The sequence below is a fragment of the Profundibacter sp. genome (assembly GCF_965277155.1).
Classification (GTDB): Bacteria; Pseudomonadota; Alphaproteobacteria; order Rhodobacterales; family Rhodobacteraceae; genus Profundibacter.
The window spans coordinates 32734-57983 of the sequence record NZ_CBDIBV010000011.1 but is presented as its reverse complement, the minus strand read 5'-3'; the positions used below and the strand labels follow the sequence as shown (position 1 = coordinate 57983).

Below are 25250 nucleotides of genomic sequence, written 5' to 3'. Positions count from 1 at the left end.
TGCTTTCCTTTATACCAAACGAGAAGATTCAATCGCCGCTTTGATAAAGCTGGCAAACAGCGGGTGCGGCGCAAACGGTTTCGATTTCAGTTCGGGGTGGAACTGCACCCCGATGAACCATGGATGATCCGGCCATTCGATGATTTCGGGCAGGCGGCCATCGGGCGACATGCCGGAAAAATGCAGCCCCGTTGCCTCGAGTGCATCGCGATATTTAATGTCTACCTCGTAACGATGGCGATGGCGTTCCTCGATGGTGGTGGTGCCGTAAACTTCGGCCACTTTCGAGCCTTCCTCAAGCTGCGCGGTATAAGCGCCCAGCCGCATGGTGCCGCCTTTGTCATCATCCACCTTGCGGGCCACCTTGTGGTTGCCCTGAATCCATTCTTTCAGGTGGTAAACCACGGGGGTAAAGCGTTTGCCGCCTGCCTCGTGGTCGAATTCCTCGGAGCCGGCATCGGTGATCCCCGCCAGATTGCGCGCGGCCTCGATCACGGCCATTTGCATGCCCAGACAGATGCCCAGATAGGGCACATTATGGGTGCGGGCGTATTCGGCGGCTTTGATTTTGCCTTCGGTTCCGCGTTCACCAAATCCGCCGGGCACATGGATCGCGTCGAATGGTTCCAGATGGGCGACTGGATCTTCGGTATCAAAGACCTCGGCATCGACCCATTCCAGTTTTACCCGGGTGCGATTTGCCATGCCACCGTGGGTCAAAGCCTCGGCAATGGATTTATAGGCGTCGCCCAACTGGGTGTATTTGCCGACAATGGCGATTTTAACCTCGCCTTCGGCATTGGTTAGGCGGTCGGCAACGTCATCCCAACGGGACATATCCGGCATAGGCGCATCGGTGATGCCAAAGGCGTCCAGAACGGCCGTATCCAGCCCTTCGCGGTGATAGGCCAGCGGCGCCTCGTAGATGGATTTCAGATCATAAGCGGCAATCACGTTTTCGGTGCGCACATTACAGAACAACCCGATCTTGGCGCGTTCCTTGTCGGGGATCGGATGTTCGGAACGACAGACCAGAACCTCGGGCGCGATACCGATAGAACGCAGCTCCTTGACACTGTGCTGGGTCGGTTTGGTTTTTAATTCGCCTGCCGCAGCCAGATAAGGAACCAGCGTCAGGTGCATAAAAATGCATTGCCCGCGTGGTTTGTCCTGCGAAAACTGGCGGATCGCCTCGAAAAACGGCAGGGCCTCGATATCGCCTACGGTGCCGCCGATTTCGCACAGCATGAAATCGACTTCGTCTTCGCCAATCGAAATGAAATCCTTGATTTCATTGGTGACATGCGGAATCACCTGAATGGTTTTGCCCAGATAATCGCCGCGCCGTTCTTTTTCCAGCACGGTGGAATAAATCCGGCCCGAGGACACAGAATCGGTATTGCGGGCGGAAACACCGGTGAAACGCTCGTAATGGCCAAGGTCCAGATCGGTTTCCGCGCCATCATCGGTGACGAACACTTCGCCATGCTCAAAGGGCGACATCGTGCCAGGATCGACGTTCAGATACGGGTCCAGCTTGCGCAGACGCACAGTATAGCCGCGGGCCTGCAATAAGGCACCCAAAGCCGCCGAAGACAGCCCCTTGCCAAGGCTTGAAACAACACCACCTGTTATGAAAATAAACCGTGCCATGTGGCAAACGCCCCCGTGAGATATATCGTAATATGCAGCGCGTGCAGCCTTGCAAAAACCGCATCATCACGGGATTTGACATATAGTAGATTCGCATGGTTTTGGCAACATGGCACAACATGATGTTGTGCAAAATGTTGCAAAACCTATTTGTTGTAGATGGTTAGATCAGTCCGCAGGCGGAGGTGTGATCGGTGTGTCGCCGGCACTTGGCGGCAACAGATCATCCGTAGCCGGTGCAATTGGCGCTGTCACGGGTTGTTCCACCGGTGCATCGCCCAAACGGTCCAGAACCGAAGACCCTGCCGCGTTTTTAGCCGCAATGATTGTCATGGTGATCGAGGTGGCAATAAATGCAATCGCCAGAATCCATGTCAATTTGGTCAGCGCATCGGCTGCTGCGCGGCCCGACATGGCCCCGCCGCCGCCACCACCGCCACCGCCCATACCCAGACCGCCGCCTTCCGAGCGCTGCAACAACACAACACCGATCAGCGAAAGCGCCAGAATAAGGTGGATGACAAGGATTACGTTTTCCATAGGGACGGTCCGTTTGATTCAGGTTTGGTGTTATCTAGGGCCAGAAACGCCCGCCCGCAAGCCCTTAGTCATCACTATCGTTGATATCGACCTGTCCGGAAAGGCTGCGGCGCACGAAACTCCAGGACAATCCAACACCCAAAACCACCGAAAGGGCCAGAATTCCGATCCAGACGTTCATGCTGGAATTATCAAGCGACAGCAGGCCGTAATCATACAACACCCACAAAAGTGCCGCGACGACGGCCGTCACCAACCCCATGCCCAGCGCGCCGATGGAATGCAATGTCGCGCGCATGAAAATGATATAGCCGATCAGCAGAAGTAACCCCAGTAACACGACCAACGGCATTTGTTTGTCGAAATTGTCCACCGCCCAACGGGTGTAATTCCATTGTGTCGGGTTGAAAGTTGCAGCCAATAGGCCAAAAGCAACCGCCCAGCGAAGTAAAAAGCCCATATATCCAATCCCTTTTTGGCAATGATTTGCAGGTTTGTGGCCTGCCTGTCCAGTGGGGCGGCGATTTTACCGGTTCCATTGGGGCTGGGCTGTGGCTACAAAGGCGCGAATTTTAACGGATGTCTGGGGATTCTTAATGGCCAATGTAGTTGTCGTCGGTGCTCAATGGGGTGACGAGGGAAAAGGCAAGATCGTGGACTGGCTAAGCGAGCGTGCCGATGTGATCGCGCGCTTTCAGGGTGGCCACAATGCGGGTCATACGCTGGTAATTGACGGCAATGTCTACAAATTGTCGGTGCTGCCCTCGGGCCTGCTGCGCAAAGGCAAGCTGGCGGTGATTGGCAACGGTGTAGTGCTGGATCCCTGGGCCTTTGTCGCCGAAATGGAAAAGCTGCGCGGGCAGGGGGTGGAAATTACCACTGAGAACCTGATGGTCGCGGAAAACACTCCGCTGATCCTGCCGATCCATGGCGAACTGGACCGCGCCCGCGAAAGCCAGAACTCGGTTGCCAAAATCGGCACCACAGGCCGTGGTATCGGCCCCTGTTACGAGGACAAAGTCGGCCGTCGTGTGATCCGCGTGGCCGATCTGGCGGACGAAGCCACGCTGGATCTGCGGATTGAGCGCCTGCTGACCCACCACAATGCCCTGCGCAAGGGACTGGGGCTGGAACCGGTTGACCCTGCGGGCCTGAAACAGGCGCTGCTGGAAATCGCGCCCGAGGTTCTGCCCTATGCCGCCCCCGTCTGGAAAGTGCTGAACGAAAAGCGCAAGGCGGGCAAACGCATTCTGTTTGAAGGGGCGCAAGGCTCACTGCTGGATGTTGATTTCGGCACCTATCCGTTTGTGACATCCTCGACCACCACCGCCGGTATGGCGGCATCGGGTGTGGGCATGGGACCGGGCGCGATTGATTATGTGCTGGGGATCGTCAAGGCCTATACAACGCGGGTGGGCGAAGGCCCCTTTGCCTGCGAACTGTTTGACGAGGTGGGCGAGCATCTGGCCACCGTCGGCCATGAAAAAGGCACCGTCACGGGCCGGTCGCGGCGTTGTGGCTGGTTTGATGCGGTTCTGGTGCGCCAGACCTGTGCGATTTCCGGTATCAATGGCATTGCTTTCACCAAACTGGACGTATTGGACGGGCTGAAAGAGCTGAAAATCTGTGTTGCCTATGAATTGGACGGCGAACGGCTGGATTACTTGCCTACTGCCGCAGATCAACAAGCCCGCGTGACGCCGGTCTATGAAACCATGAAGGGGTGGTCGGAAAGCACCGTGGGCGCGCGCAGTTGGAATGATCTACCTGCCGAGGCGATCAAATATGTGCGCCAGGTCGAGGAATTGATCGACTGCCCTGTGGCGATGCTGTCCACTTCGCCAGAGCGCGAGGATACCATTCTTGTAACAGATCCGTTTGCCGACTAGATGTTTTCAGTTATTAATGAATCAAAACACACCCCAAGAGTGGGTGCGTTTTGATACTTTCTTGCAAATGTAAACTGGAAACATCGTGATGGCCCTTTCTTACAAAGCCCGCAAGCGCTGGTCGCTGATAATCCTGCTGGTCGGCCTGCCGCTATATATCGCGGCGGCGCTGTTTGTAGTGTCGTTGTTTGATCGCCCGCCATTCTGGCTGGAATTGATCGTCTATGTGGTTTTGGGTTTTCTTTGGATGATGCCGTTCCGATCGGTTTTTCTGGGGGTTGGCAAGGCTGATCCGGATGCCGAAAACGGCGATGAGTAAACAAAAAGGGTGGCTGAAATAGCCACCCTTTTTCGCAAACCCGGTTGAACGCTTACAGATTATTCACCAGCCATCGGCGTTGACGGCTTGAACCGCGTGCTATCGGCAATCCCGAACTGTCCGCGCCGGATTTTGACAATCTTGCCCTGACGCAACAACTGGCCAAAGGCGCGCAACCCTTCTTCACGGTTGAATTCATCCTTACCGGTATGATTGGCAACCTGGCGCATTATCTGTGGTCGCGCAAAATGGGGGCGCCCTTCGATATAGGCTGCGTAGGCAGCTGCGGCCTCCATCAAATCAGGCAGACCGGTTGCACCGACTTCGCGGGCAAAATCGGCAAAGCTGGTGCTGTCGGAGATCAAATCATTGCGATCATCGGTTTTGGTGCCAACAAGGGCCAGTCCGTCTTTGGCGATATTTTCAATATCGACGCGTTGATTTGTTGCAAGAACCAGAGGTGCAACACCGCTATTGTCAGGTTCGACATAGCTGTTTGCAGTTTTGGGCTGGACAACATCCGCCAGAGCCGAGCGATAAGGTTCGGCACCATCCCCATTGCCATCACCGTCACCCAAATCAAGTTTTCTGTCTGCAAAGGTTGCGGCAACTGCAGCGCGCAGATGCGAGATGGCCGAACGGCGGCGATGGCTTTCGCTGGGGTAGTGTCGCGAGTTTGGTGGAAATTCGAGGACGGCGTAATCTCCGGGTGCATCGAAGCCACCCAACCGGCGGCTGGAACCGCCAAGGAGATCACGCCATGACAAAGAATACAGCAACATCGACATCCGCGCTACTGGCCAATGAAGCAGGCTATGACCCGATTGAAGACCGGCTGCGCCAGAACATCCGCGCGACGATCGAGGCGGTTTTCGAAGAGGAGCTGGAGCAGTTTCTGGGCCGTTGCCGGTATGGCCGCAGCGGCGGGGCAAAGGCCGGATACCGCCACGGGCATCGCGAGCGGCAACTGATCGGAACATTTGGAACCGAAACGGTGCGCGTGCCGCGTGCGCGGATCACAGGCGAGGCCGGCAAGGCCAGAGAATGGCGCTCGAAGGCATTGCCCCGCTACCAGCGGCTGACGAAGAAGGCCGAGGCGCTGATCGCTGCTGTCTACCTTTCGGGCACCAACACACGGCGGGTAAAACGCGCCCTGTTCGGCCTGTTTCAGGGGGCGGTCAGCAAGGATGTGGTGAGCCGCGCCTGGCGCAAGGTGAAGGTGGACTGGCAGGCGTGGTGCGCCCGCAGCCTTGCGGATGAAGACATCGTGCGGCTGATCCTGGACGGCACCGTGATCAAAACGCGGATTGACAGGAAGGCCACCAATATCTCGGTTCTGGCCGCGATTGGCGTGCGCCGGGATGGGCAGAAGGTCTTGTTATCACTGATGAACATGGGCGGCGAAAGCACCTCCGCCTGGCGTCAGTTCATCAACGATCTGGATGCGCGCGGGTTGAAACGGCCCGAATTTGTCATCGTGGACGGGGCACCGGGACTTGAGGTCGCTCTCATTGCCCTCTGGGGTGAAGATCTGCCGATCCAGAGGTGCACGGTGCACAAGCACCGCAACCTTCTGGCCAAGGCACCCAAGCGTATGCATGATGAGTTGACAGAAGATTACCGCGACATGATCTACGCCAAAACACCCGAGGAAATCGCCACCCGCCGCAAGGCATTTCTGCGAAAATGGCGGCTGAAATGCAAGGCCGTCGCTGACAGCTTGGAAGAAGCAGGAGATAAGCTTTTCACCTTCACGCGTCTGCCACAAGGCCAGTGGAAATCGGCCAGAACGACAAATGCGATCGAACGCCTGAACGAGGAATTCCGCCGCCGCATCAAGACCCAGACCGTGCTGCCATGCGCCGAGACCGTGCCGATGCTGCTTTGGGCTCTGATGGCCTCGGGGCAGATCGTCATGCGAAAGGTCGATGGCTGGGAAACGCTCGCTCAGCCCGTCGCCGACGCAACCCTTGACCAAGCCGCCTGACCGGCGCATAACTCAACCCGCTCGGAGGTGCCTGAAATCAATTTCCACCACTTTCGAGACACAACCTTCGCTGGTATCCAGTTTGGCGTTGGTTTCTTCCAAAAGCCGATCAAGCGCGTCTTCATCTTCTGCGCCACCTTCTTCGTTCATTACACGATTGGCACGATCAGCGCGCAAGGCCGCATCAATCCCGCGATCAAGTGAGGCCGATGTCGAAGAAGTGGCTTCCTCAACTTCGATACTAGCCAACTGGCTCAGCAACTCGGATTCGTCATCGTCAGACAGGCTTGTTTTCCCCAAAATCCCTTTTACAGCGCTGTGAATAGTTTTTGTATCAGGCACATTCCCAAGATCAATTGATGTTTCATCCTGTGTATCTTGCTGGTATTCCGGATCGCTATTGAGAGGTGGTCCCACTTTTTTGACCAGTCAGCAGCCAGTTTAAGATGGATCAGGGTTTCATTTAGGCTGCCAAACTCATTGGTTTTGTTTTTCTGTCATAGGCTTCATCCGGGGTCAATATTCCGTGGGTGGAATGCGGGCGCTCGGTGTTGTAGTAAGCCAACCATTTCCCGATCCCGGCGCGGGTCTGCGAACCCGTTTCAAATGCGTTGAGGTAAATGCATTCGTATTTCAAGGATCGCCAAAGCCGCTCGATCATCCGGTTATCGACCCAGCGACCTTTGCCATCCATCGAGATTTTCACGTCGGCTTCTTTCAGCGCCTGCGTCCATTCAAACCCGGTGAACTGGCTGCCCTGGTCGCTGTTCATGATATCGGGCTTGCCGTATTTGGCCATAGCCTCTTTCAGGGCTTCAACGCAAAAATCTGCCTCCATGCTGTTTGACAATCTCCAGCTCAAAACCTTGCGGCTGTGCCAGTCCATGATCGCGACCAAATAGAGGAACCCGCGCTGCATCGGAATGTAGGTGATATCTACGCACCACACATGGTTTGGACGATCAATCGTCAGGTCTCGCAGCAGATACGGGTAGATCTTATGCTGCGGATGTTTCTTGCTCGTGTTGGGCGTCTGGTAGATCGGAACCAACCGCATCAGCCGCATCAAACGGCGGACCCTGTGGCGACCACACTTGTAACCTTGGCGCTGCATGTGCCGGGCCATTTGCCGTGATCCATACCACGGCGTCTGCAAGAATTGCTTGTCGATTATTGTCATGAACCGCAAATTTTCAGCACTTTCGCCTTTTGGCTGGTAATACAGGTTCGAGCGCGCCAGAGAAAGTAGCCCGCATTGTCGTCGCACACTCAGATCATGCTCACGGCTCACCATTTTTTGCCTCGCTTCCCGAGCAACTGTTGCGAGGCGTTGGCTAAAAAATCCCGTTCCACGACCAGCTGACCAATCTTGGAGTGCAGCTTCTCAATCTGGGCTTCATCAACCCGATCAGGATCACGGCCCCGTCTGGAAAATGCCGTGGCCATGTTTTCAATCGCTGCTCGTTTCCATGTGCCAATCTGGGTTGGATGCACACCATACTTCTTCGACAGCTCCGCCATCGTCATTTCCTCGCGGATTGCTTCAAGCGCAACGCGGGCTTTGAATTCGGGAGAATGGTTCTTTCGTTTCGTCATTTTGAATCGTCTTTCTCATAAGTCGATCCACCTTAACAACTGGTCCGAATTTCCGCGACCACCTCTATTGTGTCGCTCTGGCCGCTGGGATGTCGTCACTGTTGGCCGGATGGGGCGGACCGGGTGCACAACCGCGATTTCCTCCGCCTGTTCTGGGCCGGTGTCATCCTGGTTGTCGTCAACCTGTTCCACTTCATTCGTTTCGGGCTTGGATACGGCTTCTTCTTCCAGCTCTTCTTCCCCATCTTCAACAAAATCCAGAATGTTAGCGACCGACATGTCATCATCATCCTGATCAAAGCCTTCAATGTCGTCACCCATTGAAAAATCGGCCCCGGGCAGATCGATTTTCATATCGTTTTCTTCAGGTTCCGAAGATGTTGTTTCTACAGTGGGTTCTTCAGTTGTATCCGCATCCTGTGCCGGCTCAATGACAGGCGGGGTTTGCAATTCTTCGTCGGCAGGCTCGTCGTCCTCGTCAGTGGCATTATCTTTTTGCTCGGTCTCTGGTTCTGGCTGGAAATCCTCGGCAAAGATGGAGGATGTCGAACTGGTCGCTTGTTTGGCTGCAACAACCGCACGGATTCGGCGCAATTTGGCGGCGATGCTTTCGGCGCCGGGCTCAGAGGTATCATGTTTCAGAACCGGATTTTCAGGTGACGGGGCGGTTTTGACCAAGGCTTCGTCCTGCGCATCGTCATATTCGTTCGAAGGAATAACAAGGTTACTAAGCTCATCTTCCTGTTTTGTTTGTTCCTGAATGTCTTTGGTTGGCGCAATGGCAGGCATTTCAGCCATGGCCGATACTTGCGGCTGAGAGGTAGCAGGCGATGTTTCACTGGGTGTTAGGTGGACGCCCTTGTCGCTGACTTTGGCCTCGACCTGCAGGCTGGTTTCCCGACTGGCGATATTGGCAAGGACCTCGGGATCGAGGGCAGGGGGCTCGGCACCAAAATAGCGGTCTTTGGCCGACAAATCGCGAAAATATTCCGCGATGGCTTTCATCGTATCCAAAGTGTCGTCAAACCCCTCCAGCGTGCACGAGAATGTGCCGTAGGAAACAGTTAAGGGAACCTCTAAAAATCCCCCAAAATCCGGCCTGACGGGGTAGAATCGTCATCAGGATGAAAATGATTCGACCGACGGGGTTTTGTCATGGGTCAGATGGGATTTTTTGATCTTTCCAGCCGATACGCGGGACTGGACAAATCTGGTGATCCGCTGGTGTTGCTCAACGACATGGTGCCGTTCGAGGATTACCGGGACGAGCTGAAGGCCATATGGCGCACGCCGCCCGAACAGCGCAAATCCAACGCTGGCCGCCCGCCTTGGGATGAGGTGCTGATATTCAAGACGATGGTTTTGCAGCAGCTCTACAACCTCTCTGACGATCAGATCGAGTATCAGATCCGCGACCGCCTGTCGTTCATGCGGTTTCTCGGCCTTGGCATTGAAGACAGCGTACCTGACGCCAAGACCATCTGGGCCTACCGTGAAAGGCTGGCCGGGGCCGGGAAGATGAAGGAGCTGTTTGACAAGTTCGATGCCTTTCTGCGCGAAAAGGGCTATCTGGCGATGGGCGGGCAGATTGTTGATGCGAGCATCGTTCCGGCGCCGCGCCAGCACAACAAAAGGGACGAGAACGAGAAAATCAAGGCGGGCGAAACGCCTGAAGAGTGGGAGGAAAAACCCCACAAGAAGCGCCAGAAGGACGTGGATGCGCGCTGGACGAAGAAGCACGGCAAGAGCTATTACGGCTACAAGAACCACATCAATGTCGACCGGCGGCACAAATTCATCCGCGCTTATGATGTCACCGATGCCGCCGTGCATGACAGCCAGGCGCTTGCCGGTCTGATTGATGCGAGCAACACCTCATCGGACCTGTGGGCCGACAGCGCCTATCGCTCGCAAAAGATCGAAAGCGAGCTGGAAGAGCGGGGGCTTCACAGCCATATCCATCACAAGGGCAGGCGCGGCAAGCCGCTTGGCGAGCGCCAGCAAAAGGCCAACCGGAGGCGCTCGAAAGTGCGGGTCCGGGTCGAGCATGTATTCGCTTTTCAGGAGCGCTCCATGGGCGGCAAGCTGATCCGCTCCATCGGCCTGAAGCGGGCGCGATTTCGCATCGGGATGATGAACCTGGTCTACAACATGAAGCGCTTCGTCCAGTTCGAATGCGGCCTGGCGGCGCCGGGATAAGGGTTCATGGGGTGAGGTGTGCCTGAAATACCCAAAACCGGCTTGAAACCGGTGAAAATGGGTTTATGATCCGAAGCAATCAGGCGGGACAGGCGAAAAACCGTCCACCCCGCCGCGAAGAAGGCGAAAACGGGAATTTACAGAGGTTCCCTAAAGACCTCTGCATGAGGCCATGGCTTTCGGTTGAAGCAAGATTTCGGCCGCCCACCTTGCGCCCCTGCGGGTCCGGCGGACAGACGGGTGGCGGGGTTTGGGGCTATGCGATTGCGGGGGTTTGCGGGTTGAGGGTGATCCTGTTTGCGGCCTTGAGCAGGTTTTGCGCGATGGCGGCCATGACCATCTGGGCATGCACCCTGGCGCGCCCGAAATATCTCGCCCGCTGCAGGCCGAAGAGGCGTTTCATCGTGCCGAAAGTCTGCTCGATGCGGAAGCGGCGTTTCGAAATCAGCCGGTTGAAGCGTTTCTCCGATTGCCGCAGGGGGCGGCCGCGCGCTGCCTTGCGCAGGATGCCGTCGCGGTATTTGCCGCGCAGCATCTGGCGGTTGGCCTTGCTCGCATAGGCCTTGTCGGCCAGCACCCGCTGCGCCTTTGCGCCCGCGATCATGGTGGCGAATTCGGGGCTTTCGGCGGCATTGGCGGGCGTGGTGTGCACCTTGTCGATAAAGCCCTCTTCGTCGCAGCGGGCAAAGCCCTTGTAGCCGAGCGTGCTCTTGCGGCCCTTCTTGACCCAGCGGGCATCAGGGTCGGCGCTGAAATGCAGCTGTGCCCCGTCGGGTGAGACCTCGGGCGGATCATCCGGCGTCCCTTCCCTTGCCCCGTCCTCTGCCCGGTCCTGCGGGGCGTCGATATGGGTGCGCGGGCGCGCCGCCGCCGCGATCAGGGTCGCATCAATGATCGCCGCCTCAGCCTCTTTCAGCTTCAGCCCATGCGCCTCGATCTGGCGGCAGACCTCGGCCAGCAGCTCATCGTAAACGCCACCCCGGACCAGCGCATTGCGGAACCGGCAGTGGGTCGTCTCATCCGGCACCGACGCGTGCAGATCGAGCCCGCAGAACAGCATGAAATCCAGCCGCACCTTCAAGGCCCGCTCCAGCTTCGGGTCGCTCAGCCCGTGCCACTGGCCAACCAGAAGACACTTGAACAGAACCAGCGGATCATAGCCCTGAGGCCCGATCCCCGAGCGCCCCAGACCGCGCCGCAGGATCGGCAAAAACGAGTTCCAATCCATCAGCGCGTCGATCTTCGACAGAACGTCATCCGCGCCGATCCGTGCCGCCGCTTCGTGCAGGAAAAGGTCCATCTATTCACCCCAGAGATTTCCCGGCTAGCTTACCAAAACGGCCAACCCGGGGGAATCCCGATGTTATGCAGAGGTCTTTATTATTGAATTCATCAGCAAAAGTGCTATTCACAATATCCAGCTGTTCCCGTGTAAACATTGTTCTTGCTGAATATTTCTTGCGGATCGACCCTTGCTTTGCGTAGGGAATTTCAACACCTATTTGCTCCAGTCCTAAATGGTTCAGAAAATGACGTATATCCCTGACCATATGTTCCTGCCGTAAAATTATCTGGTGTTGGTATGCCATCTTAGTTTGATAAAGATAAATATTGCGGGCCAATAAAAACTGATCTGTTTCAAACAGTTTCTGGATTGATCGACGAATATCCGCCGCATTATTCTCCATCGGCACACCACTGTAGCCTGAAAATGACAGGTTCATATTGGCGAGCGAAATGATCTTTGCGTAGGGGTTTCGCACAACATACGCCAGTGTGAATTCGCTGGGAACAAAATTGGCCAACTGTTCGACCAAAGCAACCGACATATGGTTGAAAAATGGATAAACCTTATCTGAATGGACCCGCATTATTCGCGCCTCGTCAAAACTGCCATCCCGAACCAATTGCAGATACCGCGCCTCAACTGCCGGATCAGGGCAATAGTTTCGCGGTGCTCCGCCCGCATTCAGCCGCCGTATTTCATCCACGGGGCTGATTGGCGTTACAATATCCGAAGGACCGCAAAACGGAGCCAGCAGCATTTCAATACTGGTGCCCCCCACTTTGCGTCCCTTGATGAACAGGAAACTGTGCTTATGGCTTAAAATCATGGTGCAATCCCGGTCTGATAGCCGAAAAATGCTTGATATTGTGCACATTGTTCCTCGATATCGCGGGCATAATGGACTTCCTGCTCGGACAAACCGCGATCGACAAGCGATGTTTCCCGAAACCCATTTAGGGCATGGCGGCGGGCCTCAAAGTCGCGATTTAGGTCGCTTAAAAACCGGTTCGGACTTCCTCCATAGCTCCAGCCCAGATGATCACTAAGGGCCTTGCGTGCCTGTGGATCGGTCATGAAATCCTCGTAGCGGACGATCCGACAAGCAATCCCCCGCTGTGCCATATCCTGACAGAACCCGACAAGACCCTGTGTTTCGCGAAGGCAATAATCCCTGACCCACGATGCCGGAAACCTGTCCTGATTGCCCTGCCGGCGGTGTTTCTCGAAAAAACTAAGCGCAATGTTAAAGATATGTCGCACATTCACCAGAATATGTGCGGGGGCAAACAGGTCGACAACCCGCCGGTGTTCGCTGCACTGCACCTCTTTAAAGCCCCATTTGATAGGCCGCAAATGCGCCCCCAGCAAGGTTTCCAGCATCTGATCCGGCGGTAGATCCTGAACGGCCGCCATTTCGGATTCGTCAAATTCCATACCGTATTGCGCCAACTGTGGTTTCAGAATGTTGCGATAGGGCGGTGTATGGAATTTGGGCTCGATAAACATGATCTGGTCGGGCTCACGGGTCAGAATATTGCACAACATCGTACTGCCCGACCGTCCGATCGCGGCAATATAGATATCCGGCTTTAATTGGTTCATGCCCCTGCCCCTTTACCCGCCAATAACGCCAATTCCGCCGGAATAATAATATCTACCGCGCTCTGACTGCGAACCCGCGCGGCGGCTTGTCTGGATCTTGCAAGGAACAAATCGGGTTTTTGCGCCATCTCCAACATCCCCTCGGCCAGCCCAGCCGCATCGGACGGCGGTGCCAGGCAACCACAATCGGGCGATACAAACTCCGGCACCGCCGCAACCGCATTGGTCACCGGCACCAAACCCGAGGACATTGCCTCGTCGCGGGAGACCCCTTGGGTATCGGCACGGGTCGGCACCAGAAACACGCCGTTTTTCTTATGCGATGCACTGATTTCCGCCTGTGTCAAAAACCGTCTTTCCAATGTGACATTTTCAAATTGCCGCACCGGTGCCAGCACCTGTTCAAACAGATCCCCGTCCCCCACTATACGAAAAGAAAACCGTTCGAACAGTGGGTGCGCCGACATCCGGACAATGGCCGCCACCGCCAGATCATTGGCATAGGTCCAGTTCGTATAGGGGCGGATCGACAGCACGTTAAACCGCTGATCCGGCGTTTTTTCCTTGTAATCTAACAGTTCCGTATCAATCGGGTTGTGAATAATGCTTAAGCTACCGGTGGGCAATGGGCAGTTGATGTCCCGTTGCGACCGGTCGGCTGCATCTTGCGATACAAAAACCAGCTTTAGATTATCCGGCCAATCCCGCACCAGGATGCACCAGAACTGTTTTCGCCGTGCATGGATTTCCTGCTGCTTTTGCCGCCGAGGGTCATTCGGATCGGGATAGTTCGTTTTATAAAGCGCAATAAATTCCGAGCCGTGCACCCAGCCGAAGACCGGCATCCTTTTAGGCAAACCTGCCAACGCCGCCCAAAGATCGTCCGCAATTCCATGCGCCGCAATGCAATCGGGGGCAAACCGAGCCACGGCATCTCGCATGGTCGCACCATTCCCCGTTTCAACATGGCAGCTCTCAAAACTATATGAACGCGCCTTGTTTGACAGAACAAAAATGCGAACTTCATGGCCAAATTTCCGATACCAAAGCACCCTTCTGTGCAGGAATGGATAGTTGTAGAGGCTTTCTTTACTGGGGTATCCCCGACACAATAGAAATATGCGCATTTTGCAATAAACCTGTAAAACTGAAGATCATTCAGTCTTGAATGTTTTTACTTGTTTTCTTTATACAGGATTTTCGGTAAATCCATAGGCAAGATATGGTTTAGATCAATTAGCCTTCCGACCAAAACCCGTGAACATATGATCACGACAGACAGTCATTAAACGTTCAGCATCATACCAAAGGCTTCTTTGCCTAACCGCCAAGTCACAGAGCATGCATCCCATCCGCTACAATCATCTTAACTAACCTTGGGCCGGAACACCTTGAAGGCGGCAAACAAACCAAAGAACATCAAAAAGGCCAGAAGGGTCGTTTTAATTCGGTTGGGCCGTTTGGGGGTAAATGAAACATTTGGTGGCACCACAATTTGGAATTGGCTTAGCCCCAATGAGGCCGAGCTGCGCGCTGATTCCAATGCCGCTAGTGCTGCCGACCACGTTTGTTCTGCAATTTCTTTCTGGACGATAGTAAACTGGAAATCGGCCAGAACCTCGTTCAGAGGCTCACGCCCCTCGGTCCCCAGGATCAAACGGTCCTGCTGCTGCTGAATGCGCTTTTGCAGTGCTGTCTCTTTCTCGACCAAAGTCTTCATCTGGGGTGAATCCGAATATCCAACCAGCTCTGCATTATCCATTTCCCGATGCAACAACAGCAACTCGGCCTCAAGGGTAGAAATGGTTTTGTATACTTCGGTAATACGCTCCTCGGGGTTGGCATATCCACTGCTGATTTGCAGTTCAACCAGATCACGCCGCACATCTTCCAGTGCCTTGCGGGCGCGTTCCACCGCCGCTTCGTTTTCGGCAATCTGTTCCTGAAATAAGGCCCGAGACAGGGAGCGCACTTTGGCCTCGGCAAACTTCAGTATCGCCATCGAGAATTTCTGTGCGTCTTCGGGCGTTCGGGCGTTGACATATAGCGTCAGCAACCCGGTCTGGATATTAACTGCCGAGCGAACATAGCGATGGTAATAACTGTCGGGACCCACCTGCAATCCGGGCAAATAGCGCAACCGTTGAAGTGGATCCATTTCTGCATCGCTCAGATAGGTGACCAACCCTTCCTGTTCCTCCATCAGGCGGATCATTTCTTCGGAATCGATGAATTCCTTGGCGATGAACGCTTCATTCAGGTTGCCTTGTGAAAGGGGCATCCCCAACACACCCGGAAAGGCCGGATCGGTCTGACCACCGGGTTTGGCTATGGTAACAACGGATCGCGCCTCGTAAAGCGGGGTGGCAATGTTGGTTACATACCAGCCGGTCAGCGCAGTTGGCAGGATTACAAACAACAGAAACTGGAAATAGGCAAAAACCCGTCGCACGCGTTGCTGACGCAGGATGGTTTTGCGCACCTCTTGCAATTCGTCCTTGTCAGGCAGGGTTTCAGCCACCTTGCTGATCCGCACCTTTTCCTCGCTTGCCAGCTGTTCTTTGCGATTGTCTGTCATGCTGTCTGTGATAATGTCCTGCACCGCCCCTTCCTTAGCTGCCTTTTTGGCAACCTCGGCCTGTTTTAACCGCTCTTGTCTGGCCTCTTGGGCAACAGCCGCGCGTTCAGCCCGCCATTTGGCAATCCGTTCGGCTTCTTTATCTTTTTCGGCAGAATTTTTATCCGTCATGTTATGTCTTCTTTTATAAGCTGCGCCTGAATAAGCTGTGCCTGATTTTGTTTCAAAAGGTTGTGTCTCGAAAGTGGTGGAAATTGATTTCAGGCACCTCCGAGCGGGTTGAGTTATGCGCCGGTCAGGCGGCTTGGTCAAGGGTTGCGTCGGCGACGGGCTGAGCGAGCGTTTCCCAGCCATCGACCTTTCGCATGACGATCTGCCCCGAGGCCATCAGAGCCCAAAGCAGCATCGGCACGGTCTCGGCGCATGGCAGCACGGTCTGGGTCTTGATGCGGCGGCGGAATTCCTCGTTCAGGCGTTCGATCGCATTTGTCGTTCTGGCCGATTTCCACTGGCCTTGTGGCAGACGCGTGAAGGTGAAAAGCTTATCTCCTGCTTCTTCCAAGCTGTCAGCGACGGCCTTGCATTTCAGCCGCCATTTTCGCAGAAATGCCTTGCGGCGGGTGGCGATTTCCTCGGGTGTTTTGGCGTAGATCATGTCGCGGTAATCTTCTGTCAACTCATCATGCATACGCTTGGGTGCCTTGGCCAGAAGGTTGCGGTGCTTGTGCACCGTGCACCTCTGGATCGGCAGATCTTCACCCCAGAGGGCAATGAGAGCGACCTCAAGTCCCGGTGCCCCGTCCACGATGACAAATTCGGGCCGTTTCAACCCGCGCGCATCCAGATCGTTGATGAACTGACGCCAGGCGGAGGTGCTTTCGCCGCCCATGTTCATCAGTGATAACAAGACCTTCTGCCCATCCCGGCGCACGCCAATCGCGGCCAGAACCGAGATATTGGTGGCCTTCCTGTCAATCCGCGTTTTGATCACGGTGCCGTCCAGGATCAGCCGCACGATGTCTTCATCCGCAAGGCTGCGGGCGCACCACGCCTGCCAGTCCACCTTCACCTTGCGCCAGGCGCGGCTCACCACATCCTTGCTGACCGCCCCCTGAAACAGGCCGAACAGGGCGCGTTTTACCCGCCGTGTGTTGGTGCCCGAAAGGTAGACAGCAGCGATCAGCGCCTCGGCCTTCTTCGTCAGCCGCTGGTAGCGGGGCAATGCCTTCGAGCGCCATTCTCTGGCCTTGCCGGCCTCGCCTGTGATCCGCGCACGCGGCACGCGCACCGTTTCGGTTCCAAATGTTCCGACCAGTTGCCGCTCGCGATGCCCGTGGCGGTATCCGGCCTTTGCCCCGCCGCTGCGGCCATACCGGCAACGGCCCAGAAACTGCTCCAGCTCCTCTTCGAAAACCGCCTCGATCGTCGCGCGGATGTTCTGGCGCAGCCGGTCTTCAATCGGGTCTTAGCCTGCTTCATTGGCCAGTAGCGCGGATGTCGATGTTGCTGTATTCTTTGTCATGGCGTGATCTCCTTGGCGGTTCCAGCCGCCGGTTGGGTGGCTTCGATGCACCCGGAGATTACGCCGTCCTCGAATTTCCACCAAACTCGCGACACTACCACAGTGACCCTTCAGCTCAGTTATTGCAGCTAAGACAATGGGTTAAGCGTTACTTGAAGTAGTTATCTGGGTCAGCCCCATAATTTGGGTTTGTGCATGATACAGGCCGCCAGGGCCAACCTCTGCTTCCAGCCGCCAGACAACCGTCCGGCCAGTTGCGCACGACGGGCAGACAGGCCCAGATTTTCCAATGTATCACGCACCACCTGACGGACCGGTTTCAACTGATACAGGCGCGCAACAAACATCAGGTTTTCCTCGATCGACATGTCCTCGTAAAACGAGAACCGCTGGGTCATATACCCGACCTCGCGTTTGATCTTTAGCTGGTCGCGGTGCAGATCCATGCCCAGTACTGTTCCCCCGCCCGCATCCGGCGTTAGCAAGCCGCACATGACACGGATAGTGGTGGTTTTGCCGGACCCGTTCGGCCCCAGAAACCCAGAAATCTCGCCCTGTTCAACAGCCATGGAAACATTATCGACGACAGTCTTGTCACCGTAACGTTTTACCAAGCCATGAACGTCGATGGCTTTCATTTCGCAGCCTCGATCAAATCAACATTGACGATCTGGCCGGGTTTCAGGGTGCTATCGCCCTTAAGGCGGGCTTCTAGCAGGTAAACAAGTTTTTGCCGGTTTTCGAGCGAATAGATCACAGGTGGTGTATATTCCGGCCCCGCTGAAATATAGCTGACTGTCGCTGTTATACCCTTTGCGCATCCGTCACATTCTACCGCCAGTGCCGTGCCCAACTGGATATCGGAAAGATAGCTTTCTGCCACATACAGACGCAGTTTGATTGCGCCGTTTGGCAAGACCAATAATACGGGGGCTTGCGGCCCGGCCGTTTCGCCGGCGCTACGGATAATGTCGATTATTGTGCCGTCCCTGCTGGCCACTATGGTGCGTTTTGACAAACGCCAAAGTGCATTTTCCAATGTTGCCTGTGCTTGCGCGACGCTGGCTTTTGCGGCGGCAATTGCATCCTCGCGGGCGGGCAGTTTAGCCACGGCAAGGTTTGCCTCCAACTCGGCAACATGCGCGTCGGATACCTCGCTTTGGGTCTTTGCTAGATCATATTTTGATTGCGGGATTGCCCCGCGCCGCACCAAATCCGCTTGCCGCTCCAACTCGCGCTTTGCTTCTGCGGCCTGTGCTTTGGCCGATCGCAAGGATGCCTCGATTACTGCGATTTCCTCGGGGCGACGTCCTTGCGAGATATCTGCCAGCTTGCTTTGGGCCAGTGCCAATGCCGCCCGTGCCTGTGACACGGCAATTTCCGCATCACGATGTTCGAGAATGACCAGATCCTGCCCGGCATTGATTAAGGGGCTGACCCAGATAACCTAAAAAGAGGTTATGATGGGAAGCATGAGAAAGAGTCGCCTGAGCCACTACAAGCAAGACCGTCTTACGGAGCATTTTGTTTCGGGATCGACAGCACGAACAGCAGCCAGTTTGTGTGGTGTAAACCGCAAGACCGCAGCGTTTTATTTTCTACGCCTGCGCGAGATAATCGCCTATGAGCTGGAGGCGGAAAGCCAAGCTATGTTCGGCGGAGAAATAGAAGTGGACGAAAGCTACTTTGGCGGCAAACGCAAAGGTAAACGCGGGCGTGGTGCGGCAGGTAAAATTCCCGTTTTTGGTATATTAAAAAGGGGTGGGAAGGTTTACACCAAGATCATCCCGGACGCCAAATCCGCCACTCTGATCCCGATCATAGAGCGCAAAGTCGTGCCGGATTCCATCGTCTATTCCGATTGTTGGCGCGGTTATAATGTGCTGGATGTGTCAGACTTCCACCACTTTCGCATCAACCATTCCAAGCTCTTTGCAGACCGTCACAACCACATCAATGGCATCGAGAATTTCTGGAACCAAGCCAAGCGCCACATGCGCCGATTTAACGGTGTCCCCAAGGCCCAATTTGGGCTATATTTGAAGGAATGCGAGTGGCGTTTCAACAACAGTGACCCTTCAGCTCAGTTATTGCAGCTAAGACAATGGGTTAAGCGTTACTTGAAGTAGTTATCTGGGTCATCCCCTTGATTAATTCCCCGCGTTTTACCGTAACCCGGGATATTTGGGCAATTTCGATCGGGGCCAGCAATATATACTCGCCTTCAACATATCCGGTTGCCAGCGGGAACGGGGCCAAACAGGCAGACAAAAGCGAATTCACAAGAGGAATGGAACATAGGAAGCTCATTGGTTTGATCCTTTTCTTGCGATATCAAATGTGCCCGCAGATTTGTCCGGATTACGTCTTGGATGTCCTCGCTTCAATAAGGCAGTGCGTTTTGGGTCGTTGGATTGGTTGCTCATAGATATCAATGCCTCCTTTGGTAGGGGCCTGCATCAACGTAATTATTCGTTTGATATAGTAAAGAGACGATATTCCTTTGCAAACCTGAAGTGAAGCGATCTTGCAGATATAGTTTTAGATGGCGGAAATTTTCATAAGCCCGCATATGCTATTGACAGCATATGCGATTAAGTGCATATGCGATGTGAAACATATTTGGGAATCCAGTCATGCAGACAGTATTAAATGCTATTGCCGACCCTCTAAGGCGACGTGCGCTACATATCTTATGGGGTGGTGGCGAACACTGCGTTTGCGAATTGATGACCAAGTTGGACGCATCGCAAAGCAGTATGTCACGACACATGAAAACACTGAAAGACGCAGGGTTGGTGACCGACCGGCGCGATGCACAATGGGTGCGCTACCGCAGAAATGTCAAACTTGCTTCTGAAATTGTGGCTGTCGTTAATGCCATCTTTACGGCAGAAGCATCCCAGGAAAGGACGGTCGCATGACAGTTCAATCAATTGATTCCCCTAACCGCCCGGCGTGGGTATGGCATGCAGGTGTTGTCGCCGCCACAATTGTATGGTTTGCCGTATATAAACAGCTGCCGGCCTTTTCCGAATGGCTGACCGCCTTGTTGCCGGTTGATCGCAGTAGCCATACCGGCGAGGCGCTGGCCTTTTTCTTTTATGACACCCCCAAAGTGATCATGCTACTGGCGCTGATTGTGTTCTGGATGGGGGTTATCCGCAGCTTTTTCAGCCCGGAAAAAACCCGCGCGTTGCTTTCGGGTAAACGCGAAGGCGTGGGGAATGTGATGTCTGCCAGCCTTGGTATTCTGACGCCGTTTTGTTCGTGCTCGGCTGTGCCGTTGTTCGTCGGGTTCGTATCCGCCGGGGTGCCGCTGGGCGTGACCTTCAGTTTTTTGATTGCAGCCCCGATGGTGAACGAGGTGGCGCTGGTGCTGCTTTGGGGGCTGGTCGGGCCGAAAGTGGCAATCATCTATTTGTTCTTCGGCCTGACAATCGCCATTGTCGCAGGCTGGGTGATTGGCCGTTTCCATCTGGAAGGCTGGTTGCAGGACTGGGTGAAAGATATTCACTTGGGGCAGGCTGCTGGCGCTGTGCCTGAAGAAAACCTGACCATGGTGGATCGTTACGGGCAGGGCATTGAATCTGTCAAAGAGATCGTCGGAAAGGTCTGGATATGGGTCATTGTCGGGATCAGCCTGGGTGCTGTCATCCACGGTTATGTGCCAGAGGACACGATGGTTTCGATCATGGGATCGGGGCAGTGGTGGTCGGTTCCCGTCGCGGTTGGCATGGGCATTCCCATGTATACAAACGCGGCTGGTGTGATACCGATAGTCGAAGCCTTGCTGGGCAAGGGCGCCGAACTGGGCACCGTGCTGGCCTTTATGATGAGTGTGATCGCCCTGTCACTGCCGGAAATGCTGATCCTGCGCAAAGTGCTGACGATAAAACTGATCGCGGTGTTTGTCGGTGTGGTCGGCAGCGGTATTCTGGCCGTGGGTTTTCTGTTCAACGCAATCTTTTAATCAATCGGAGCAAGATGAATGAAACATTTCAAAGTCCTCGGAAGTGGCTGCAAAAACTGTGAAAACACCGCCGCGCTGATCGAACAGACAGCCAAGGCGGCCGGTGTCGATGTCGAGGTGGAAAAAGTCACCGATATGGGCGCGATCATGGGTTATGGCGTGATGTCCACCCCGGGTGTTGTTCTGGACGAAAAGCTGGTTCATGCCGGTGGCGTTCCGGCACCTGAAAAGGTGCAGGAATGGGTGCAGGGATAGTTGGGGATAATCATGGATAACGAACCACAACTTCACTCCAACATTGTCGCGATGGTATCTTTGGCGTCGGGTATTGCCGCCAACCATCCGGCAATGGGTCAATGTCAACTGGAACGGCTGCGCGGGGCAGGGGTGCCGGAACATCAGATCAATGCGGTGATCGAAATCGCCCGCCACATTCGGGACGAGGCCACTGAAAAGCTGGATTTCGCTTTTGACGCGGCGGCGAATGACACAGCCCCCGTCGTTGCACCCGAAGGGGAAACATGCGGCTGCACCCCGACCAAAAGCGGCCAAAGCTGCTGTTAATCCAAATCTTTTGGCCGGTCCCCCATCATATAGCGGGGGCCGGGTCCAAGGCGTGCGGCGCGGTCCTGATCATTATATAGACGGCATTTTTTCAGCGACAGGCAGCCGCAGCCGATGCAGCCATCCAGATTGTCACGCATCTGTTCCAGTGTCAGGATTTGTTTATCCAATGTGCGCCGGAAACTGCGGCTGATCTTTTCCCAATCGCGTTTGGTGGGGGTGCGCCCCTCTGGCAAAGTGGCCATCAGGTTGGCGATTTTTGGCAGGGTATAGCCGAACTGCTGGGCAATTTTCACAAACGACAGGCGACGGATGTCCGAGCGCCTGAACCGCCTTTGCCCGCCGGAGTTGCGTTCGGGGTGGACCAGCCCCTGTTCTTCGTAATACCGGATGGCCGAAACTGCCAAGCCGGTGCGCCGAGCCAGATTACCGATTGTCATTTCATCAGATGCGCGCATGGAATTCCTTTTAAAAAATCTCTTGACCTAAAGTTAGCTTGAGGAATTACAAGTGTTAAATCAAGTATGGAAAGGAACTAAAATGTCGGAAATATATCTGGAACACGTCAACATCACCGTGCGCGACCCAGAGGTCACCGCTGCGCTCTATAGCAAACTGTTCGGCTGGAAAATACGCTGGCAGGGCACAGCGATACATGGCGGTGTCACCCTGCATGTGGGCGGCGAAAACAGTTACGTCGCGCTATATACCAAGGGTGATTACGAGCCGGCCACCGACAGCTATTCCCATGTTGGCGGGATCAATCATATCGCTGTTGTGGTCGATGATCTGGATGCCATCGAGGAACGGGTGCGCGCAGAAGGATGTAGGATCCATTCGCACGCTGACTACGAGCCGGGGCGGCGATTTTATTTCGACGATCCGGATGCGGTTGAAGTCGAGGTGGTTAGTTACGCCTGACCCTTCCACATCTGCCAAAATTGCCGTAAGAGCCTAGGCGAACGTAATCAATCGGACCTGATCCATGACAACCACCCGTTTCGCCCCCTCCCCGACCGGCTATATCCACGTTGGCAACCTGCGCACTGCGCTGATGAATTACCTGATTGCCCGCAAGGCTGGCGGGCAATTTATCCTGCGGCTGGATGATACCGACCCCGAACGTTCCAAACAGGAATATGCGGACGGAATCATGGAAGATCTGCAGTGGCTGGGCCTGAATTGGGACCGGATGGAAAAGCAGTCAACGCGGCTGGATCGCTATAATCAGGCGGCGGACGAATTGCGCGCCAGCGGGCGGTTGTATGAATGTTTCGAAACCCCGACCGAGCTGGATTTGAAGCGCAAGAAGCAGTTGAACATGGGGCATCCTCCGGTTTACGACCGTTCGGCGCTGGAGCTAAGCGACGAGGAAAAGGCACGCCTGCGCAACGAGCGTGGCGCGGGGCATTGGCGCTTTAAATTGGATCAGGAACGGATCGAGTGGACCGACGGAATTCTGGGCGATCTGTCGATTGACGCGGCAAGCGTGTCCGACCCCGTGCTGATCCGTGGCGACGGGCAGTTTCTTTATACGCTGGCCTCGGTTTGTGACGACATTGATTTCGGTATCACCAATGTGGTGCGTGGCTCGGACCATGTGACCAACACCGCCACCCAAATCCAGATCATTCAGGCGCTGGGCGGCACGGTGCCGTCATTCGCGCATCACTCGCTGCTAACGGGGCCGCAGGGCGAAGCTTTGTCCAAACGTCTGGGCACATTGGCGCTGCGCGATCTGCGGGCGCAGGGTGTGCAGCCGATGGCATTGCTGTCGCAAATGGCACGGTTGGGAACATCCGATCCGATCGAATTGCGCACCGATATGGCCGATCTGGTTCAGGGGTTTGACCTGTCGCATTTCGGGGCGGCGCCGACAAAATTCGACGTGGACGACCTGTTCCCGCTGACCGCGCATTACAATCAGGGGCTGGCTTATGCCGAGGTTGCCGATTACATCCGTTCGCTGGGCGTGCCGGATGATGTGGCCGAAGCCTTCTGGAACACGGTGCGCGAAAACATCACCGTGCTGGACGATCTAAAGGACTGGTGGGCGCTGTGCCGCGACGGGGCAACGCCAATGGTGGATGACGAAGACAAGGAATTCATTGAGCAGGCGCTGGCGATGTTGCCGGAACAGCCGTGGGATACCGATACATGGGGCGCATGGACCAAGGCGGTGAAAGAGGCCACAGGCCGCAAGGGCCGCGGGTTATTCATGCCGCTGCGCAAGGCGTTGACGGGAATGGACCACGGGCCTGATATGTCGCATCTGTTGCCGCTGTTGCAGGGGATCAGGCGTTAGCGACCGGGTATATGATCCGGGTGGCGTTTGTCGGTCAGCATCAGGGATAGCAGTGCGGCCGCCAGCAAACAGGCGGGCATGGTCAGCATTGCCCATGCAAAATCGCCGTTGTTTCGATCGACAATCGCCCCGACAAGCGGCTGGAATATCAACGCCCCGCCAATGCCGATCATGTTGACAAAGGCAATGATCGTGCCGGAATAGGCCGCTGCATGTCTCTCCTTGGCGATGGAAAATGTCAGCATCTGCCCCCCGCCCAGAAAACCGCTAAGGAACAGCAGGCCCGATAGCAAAGGAAGCGAAGATGTCGGCAGATAAACTGCTGCGGCAAAGCTGATGGCGGTCAGAAACGCCCCGATCACGATGATCCATTTCCGATGCCCCAGATGGTCCGACAGCCACCCGGCCGCGATGCTGCCTGCTGCCAGCCCCCAAAAGATCATCGAGACGGCGGTTTCGGCATGAACTGCGCTTAGGCCGTGGTCTTTGGTCAGTTCCGCATTGCCCCATAGCCCACCGAAAACATTGATCGGCATGTAGTAAAGTGTGCCGATGATGGCGATCAGCCAGATGTTCCGGTCCCGCACCGCCACAAGAACGGGCGTGATAAAGCTGGTGGTTTTTTTGGCGGCTGGCACATGTTCCGGCGGGTCGCGCATGAACAGCAGGGCGATGACAAACAAAACCAGACCGGCAATGCCGGTGGCCCAGAATACATTTTGCCAGCCGCTTGTGGTAATTGCCGACGTCAGCGCAACTGCCCCGATCGCCGTGCCCAGCATCCCGACCGCATTTACCACGCCGGACAGCACCGCAAACCGCCCCGCCCCGAACCAGTGGTTCACCACATAAAGCGAACCGACAAAGGCAAACGAAGCCCCAAGCCCGGTTGCGAACCGCCCGATTCCGGCAATATAGGCGTTGCCCGCTGTAGCAAACAGGATCACACCACTGGCGCAAATCAGGATGGCTGGCGGGATCAGCCGCCGCGCGCCAAACCGGTCCAGCAGCAGGCCGACGATCAGTTGCATCGGGGCGTAGATCCAGAAGAATATGCTGGCCAGAGTGCCGAACTGGGCATTGTTCAGCTGGAAACGCGCAGCGATTTCGCTGTTGGCAAGGCTGGGTTCGACACGGGTGACGAATTCAAACAGAAAGAACAGCGCCGTGATTGTCAGGATCAGCCATTTCATGTTTCCGTGATGGCGCATTGATTTGCTCCTGATGAAAAAGAT

Annotated in this window: 26 protein-coding genes and 2 pseudogenes; 11 read left to right on the top strand and 17 right to left on the bottom strand. The window is 55.4% G+C overall.

What is annotated here, in order from left to right; genetic code table 11:
- Positions 1-9: 9 nt before the first annotated feature.
- The 3 genes from ACQY4M_RS12785 to ACQY4M_RS12775 form a co-directional block, all read right to left on the bottom strand.
- Positions 10-1653 carry a CTP synthase gene (locus ACQY4M_RS12785; RefSeq protein WP_428544698.1) on the bottom strand — a complete coding sequence of 548 codons (1644 nt, stop codon included), beginning with the start codon at positions 1651-1653 and terminating at the stop codon, positions 10-12.
- 168 nt (positions 1654-1821) lie between these two features.
- Entirely contained in the window at positions 1822-2193 is a 372-nt protein-coding gene (secG, locus tag ACQY4M_RS12780; RefSeq protein ID WP_428544695.1) for a preprotein translocase subunit SecG, read from the bottom strand.
- A 64-nt stretch (positions 2194-2257) separates the two neighbouring features.
- Positions 2258-2653: a DUF6524 family protein gene (locus ACQY4M_RS12775; RefSeq protein WP_428544692.1), complete on the bottom strand. Its 396-nt coding sequence runs from the start codon at positions 2651-2653 to the stop codon at positions 2258-2260.
- A 136-nt stretch (positions 2654-2789) separates the two neighbouring features.
- On the opposite strand from ACQY4M_RS12775, the gene ACQY4M_RS12770 reads away from it, so the two are divergent.
- Complete coding sequence (locus ACQY4M_RS12770; RefSeq protein ID WP_428544689.1) at positions 2790-4082, top strand: adenylosuccinate synthase; 1293 nt, start codon at positions 2790-2792, stop codon at positions 4080-4082.
- A gap of 88 nt (positions 4083-4170) precedes the next feature.
- Complete coding sequence (locus ACQY4M_RS12765) at positions 4171-4401, top strand: DUF2842 domain-containing protein (RefSeq protein ID WP_428544686.1); 231 nt, start codon at positions 4171-4173, stop codon at positions 4399-4401.
- Between the two features lie 59 nt (positions 4402-4460).
- Here the strand turns inward: ACQY4M_RS12765 and ACQY4M_RS12760 are convergent, their stop codons facing one another.
- Positions 4461-4979: a hypothetical protein gene (locus tag ACQY4M_RS12760; protein ID WP_428544683.1), complete on the bottom strand. Its 519-nt coding sequence runs from the start codon at positions 4977-4979 to the stop codon at positions 4461-4463.
- 182 nt (positions 4980-5161) lie between these two features.
- Here ACQY4M_RS12760 and ACQY4M_RS12755 point away from each other — a divergent pair, with 182 nt between their 5' ends.
- Positions 5162-6388, top strand: a complete 1227-nt coding sequence (locus ACQY4M_RS12755) for an IS256 family transposase (protein ID WP_428545610.1) — start codon at positions 5162-5164, stop codon at positions 6386-6388.
- Positions 6389-6400: 12 nt separating this feature from the next.
- Here the strand turns inward: ACQY4M_RS12755 and ACQY4M_RS12750 are convergent, their stop codons facing one another.
- The 3 genes from ACQY4M_RS12750 to ACQY4M_RS12740 form a co-directional block, all read right to left on the bottom strand.
- Positions 6401-6805: a hypothetical protein gene (locus ACQY4M_RS12750; RefSeq protein ID WP_428544680.1), complete on the bottom strand. Its 405-nt coding sequence runs from the start codon at positions 6803-6805 to the stop codon at positions 6401-6403.
- A 46-nt stretch (positions 6806-6851) separates the two neighbouring features.
- Positions 6852-7984 (bottom strand): IS3 family transposase gene (locus ACQY4M_RS12745; RefSeq protein ID WP_428539245.1). Its coding sequence is split into 2 segments (ribosomal slippage): positions 6852-7732 and positions 7732-7984, totalling 1134 coding nucleotides; the frame shifts between segments, so codons are not numbered across the junction.
- A 15-nt stretch (positions 7985-7999) separates the two neighbouring features.
- Positions 8000-8998 carry a hypothetical protein gene (locus ACQY4M_RS12740; protein WP_428544677.1) on the bottom strand — a complete coding sequence of 333 codons (999 nt, stop codon included), beginning with the start codon at positions 8996-8998 and terminating at the stop codon, positions 8000-8002.
- A 141-nt stretch (positions 8999-9139) separates the two neighbouring features.
- Here ACQY4M_RS12740 and ACQY4M_RS12735 point away from each other — a divergent pair, with 141 nt between their 5' ends.
- Positions 9140-10183 carry an IS5 family transposase gene (locus ACQY4M_RS12735; protein WP_428539227.1) on the top strand — a complete coding sequence of 348 codons (1044 nt, stop codon included), beginning with the start codon at positions 9140-9142 and terminating at the stop codon, positions 10181-10183.
- Positions 10184-10439: 256 nt separating this feature from the next.
- Here ACQY4M_RS12735 and ACQY4M_RS12730 read toward each other — a convergent pair whose 3' ends face one another.
- The 8 genes and pseudogenes from ACQY4M_RS12730 to ACQY4M_RS12695 form a co-directional block, all read right to left on the bottom strand.
- The gene (locus ACQY4M_RS12730) at positions 10440-11483 is read right to left on the bottom strand and encodes an IS5 family transposase (RefSeq protein WP_428539221.1); all 1044 of its coding nucleotides are present in this window, start codon (positions 11481-11483) and stop codon (positions 10440-10442) included.
- 4 nt (positions 11484-11487) lie between these two features.
- Positions 11488-12297: a hypothetical protein gene (locus tag ACQY4M_RS12725; protein ID WP_428544674.1), complete on the bottom strand. Its 810-nt coding sequence runs from the start codon at positions 12295-12297 to the stop codon at positions 11488-11490.
- On the bottom strand, positions 12294-13073 hold the full coding sequence (locus tag ACQY4M_RS12720; RefSeq protein ID WP_428544671.1) for a hypothetical protein: 780 nt from the start codon (positions 13071-13073) through the stop codon (positions 12294-12296). The genes ACQY4M_RS12725 and ACQY4M_RS12720 overlap by 4 nt, the downstream gene beginning before the upstream one ends.
- Positions 13070-14200 (bottom strand): glycosyltransferase, encoded by a 1131-nt coding sequence (locus ACQY4M_RS12715; protein WP_428544668.1) that lies wholly within the window; start codon positions 14198-14200, stop codon positions 13070-13072. The genes ACQY4M_RS12720 and ACQY4M_RS12715 overlap by 4 nt, the downstream gene beginning before the upstream one ends.
- 239 nt (positions 14201-14439) lie before the next feature.
- Positions 14440-15822, bottom strand: coding sequence for a hypothetical protein (locus tag ACQY4M_RS12710; protein ID WP_428544665.1), 1383 nt, complete (start codon positions 15820-15822; stop codon positions 14440-14442).
- Between the two features lie 124 nt (positions 15823-15946).
- A pseudogene (locus ACQY4M_RS12705) lies at positions 15947-17173 on the bottom strand (IS256 family transposase).
- Positions 17174-17352: 179 nt separating this feature from the next.
- Positions 17353-17811, bottom strand: a pseudogene (locus ACQY4M_RS12700) (ABC transporter ATP-binding protein); the annotation flags it as partial.
- On the bottom strand, positions 17808-18545 hold the full coding sequence (locus ACQY4M_RS12695; RefSeq protein WP_428544662.1) for an HlyD family secretion protein: 738 nt from the start codon (positions 18543-18545) through the stop codon (positions 17808-17810). The gene ACQY4M_RS12695 and the pseudogene ACQY4M_RS12700, both read right to left, overlap by 4 nt.
- A 100-nt stretch (positions 18546-18645) precedes the next feature.
- Between ACQY4M_RS12695 and ACQY4M_RS12690 the strand changes: the two genes are divergently transcribed.
- The 5 genes from ACQY4M_RS12690 (at position 18646) to ACQY4M_RS12670 (ending at position 21710) form a co-directional block, all read left to right on the top strand.
- A complete protein-coding gene (locus tag ACQY4M_RS12690; protein WP_428539609.1) occupies positions 18646-19302 on the top strand; it encodes an IS1595 family transposase in 657 nt (218 codons plus the stop codon).
- Between the two features lie 507 nt (positions 19303-19809).
- Complete coding sequence (locus ACQY4M_RS12685) at positions 19810-20097, top strand: ArsR/SmtB family transcription factor (RefSeq protein WP_428544659.1); 288 nt, start codon at positions 19810-19812, stop codon at positions 20095-20097.
- Positions 20094-21146 (top strand): permease, encoded by a 1053-nt coding sequence (locus ACQY4M_RS12680; protein WP_428544656.1) that lies wholly within the window; start codon positions 20094-20096, stop codon positions 21144-21146. The genes ACQY4M_RS12685 and ACQY4M_RS12680 overlap by 4 nt, the downstream gene beginning before the upstream one ends.
- Positions 21147-21164: 18 nt before the next feature.
- Positions 21165-21401: a thioredoxin family protein gene (locus ACQY4M_RS12675; RefSeq protein WP_428544653.1), complete on the top strand. Its 237-nt coding sequence runs from the start codon at positions 21165-21167 to the stop codon at positions 21399-21401.
- A gap of 12 nt (positions 21402-21413) precedes the next feature.
- Positions 21414-21710 carry a hypothetical protein gene (locus ACQY4M_RS12670; protein ID WP_428544650.1) on the top strand — a complete coding sequence of 99 codons (297 nt, stop codon included), beginning with the start codon at positions 21414-21416 and terminating at the stop codon, positions 21708-21710.
- Here ACQY4M_RS12670 and soxR read toward each other — a convergent pair.
- Complete coding sequence (gene soxR, locus ACQY4M_RS12665) at positions 21707-22168, bottom strand: redox-sensitive transcriptional activator SoxR (protein ID WP_428544647.1); 462 nt, start codon at positions 22166-22168, stop codon at positions 21707-21709. The genes ACQY4M_RS12670 and soxR overlap by 4 nt on opposite strands.
- A gap of 82 nt (positions 22169-22250) precedes the next feature.
- On the opposite strand from soxR, the gene ACQY4M_RS12660 reads away from it, so the two are divergent.
- Positions 22251-22631 (top strand): VOC family protein, encoded by a 381-nt coding sequence (locus ACQY4M_RS12660; protein WP_428544644.1) that lies wholly within the window; start codon positions 22251-22253, stop codon positions 22629-22631.
- A 64-nt stretch (positions 22632-22695) separates the two neighbouring features.
- Positions 22696-24015 (top strand): glutamate--tRNA ligase, encoded by a 1320-nt coding sequence (gltX, locus tag ACQY4M_RS12655; protein WP_428544641.1) that lies wholly within the window; start codon positions 22696-22698, stop codon positions 24013-24015.
- Here gltX and ACQY4M_RS12650 read toward each other — a convergent pair.
- Complete coding sequence (locus ACQY4M_RS12650; protein ID WP_428544638.1) at positions 24012-25226, bottom strand: MFS transporter; 1215 nt, start codon at positions 25224-25226, stop codon at positions 24012-24014. The two genes, gltX and ACQY4M_RS12650, sit on opposite strands and share 4 nt — an antisense overlap.
- Positions 25227-25250 lie beyond the last annotated feature (24 nt).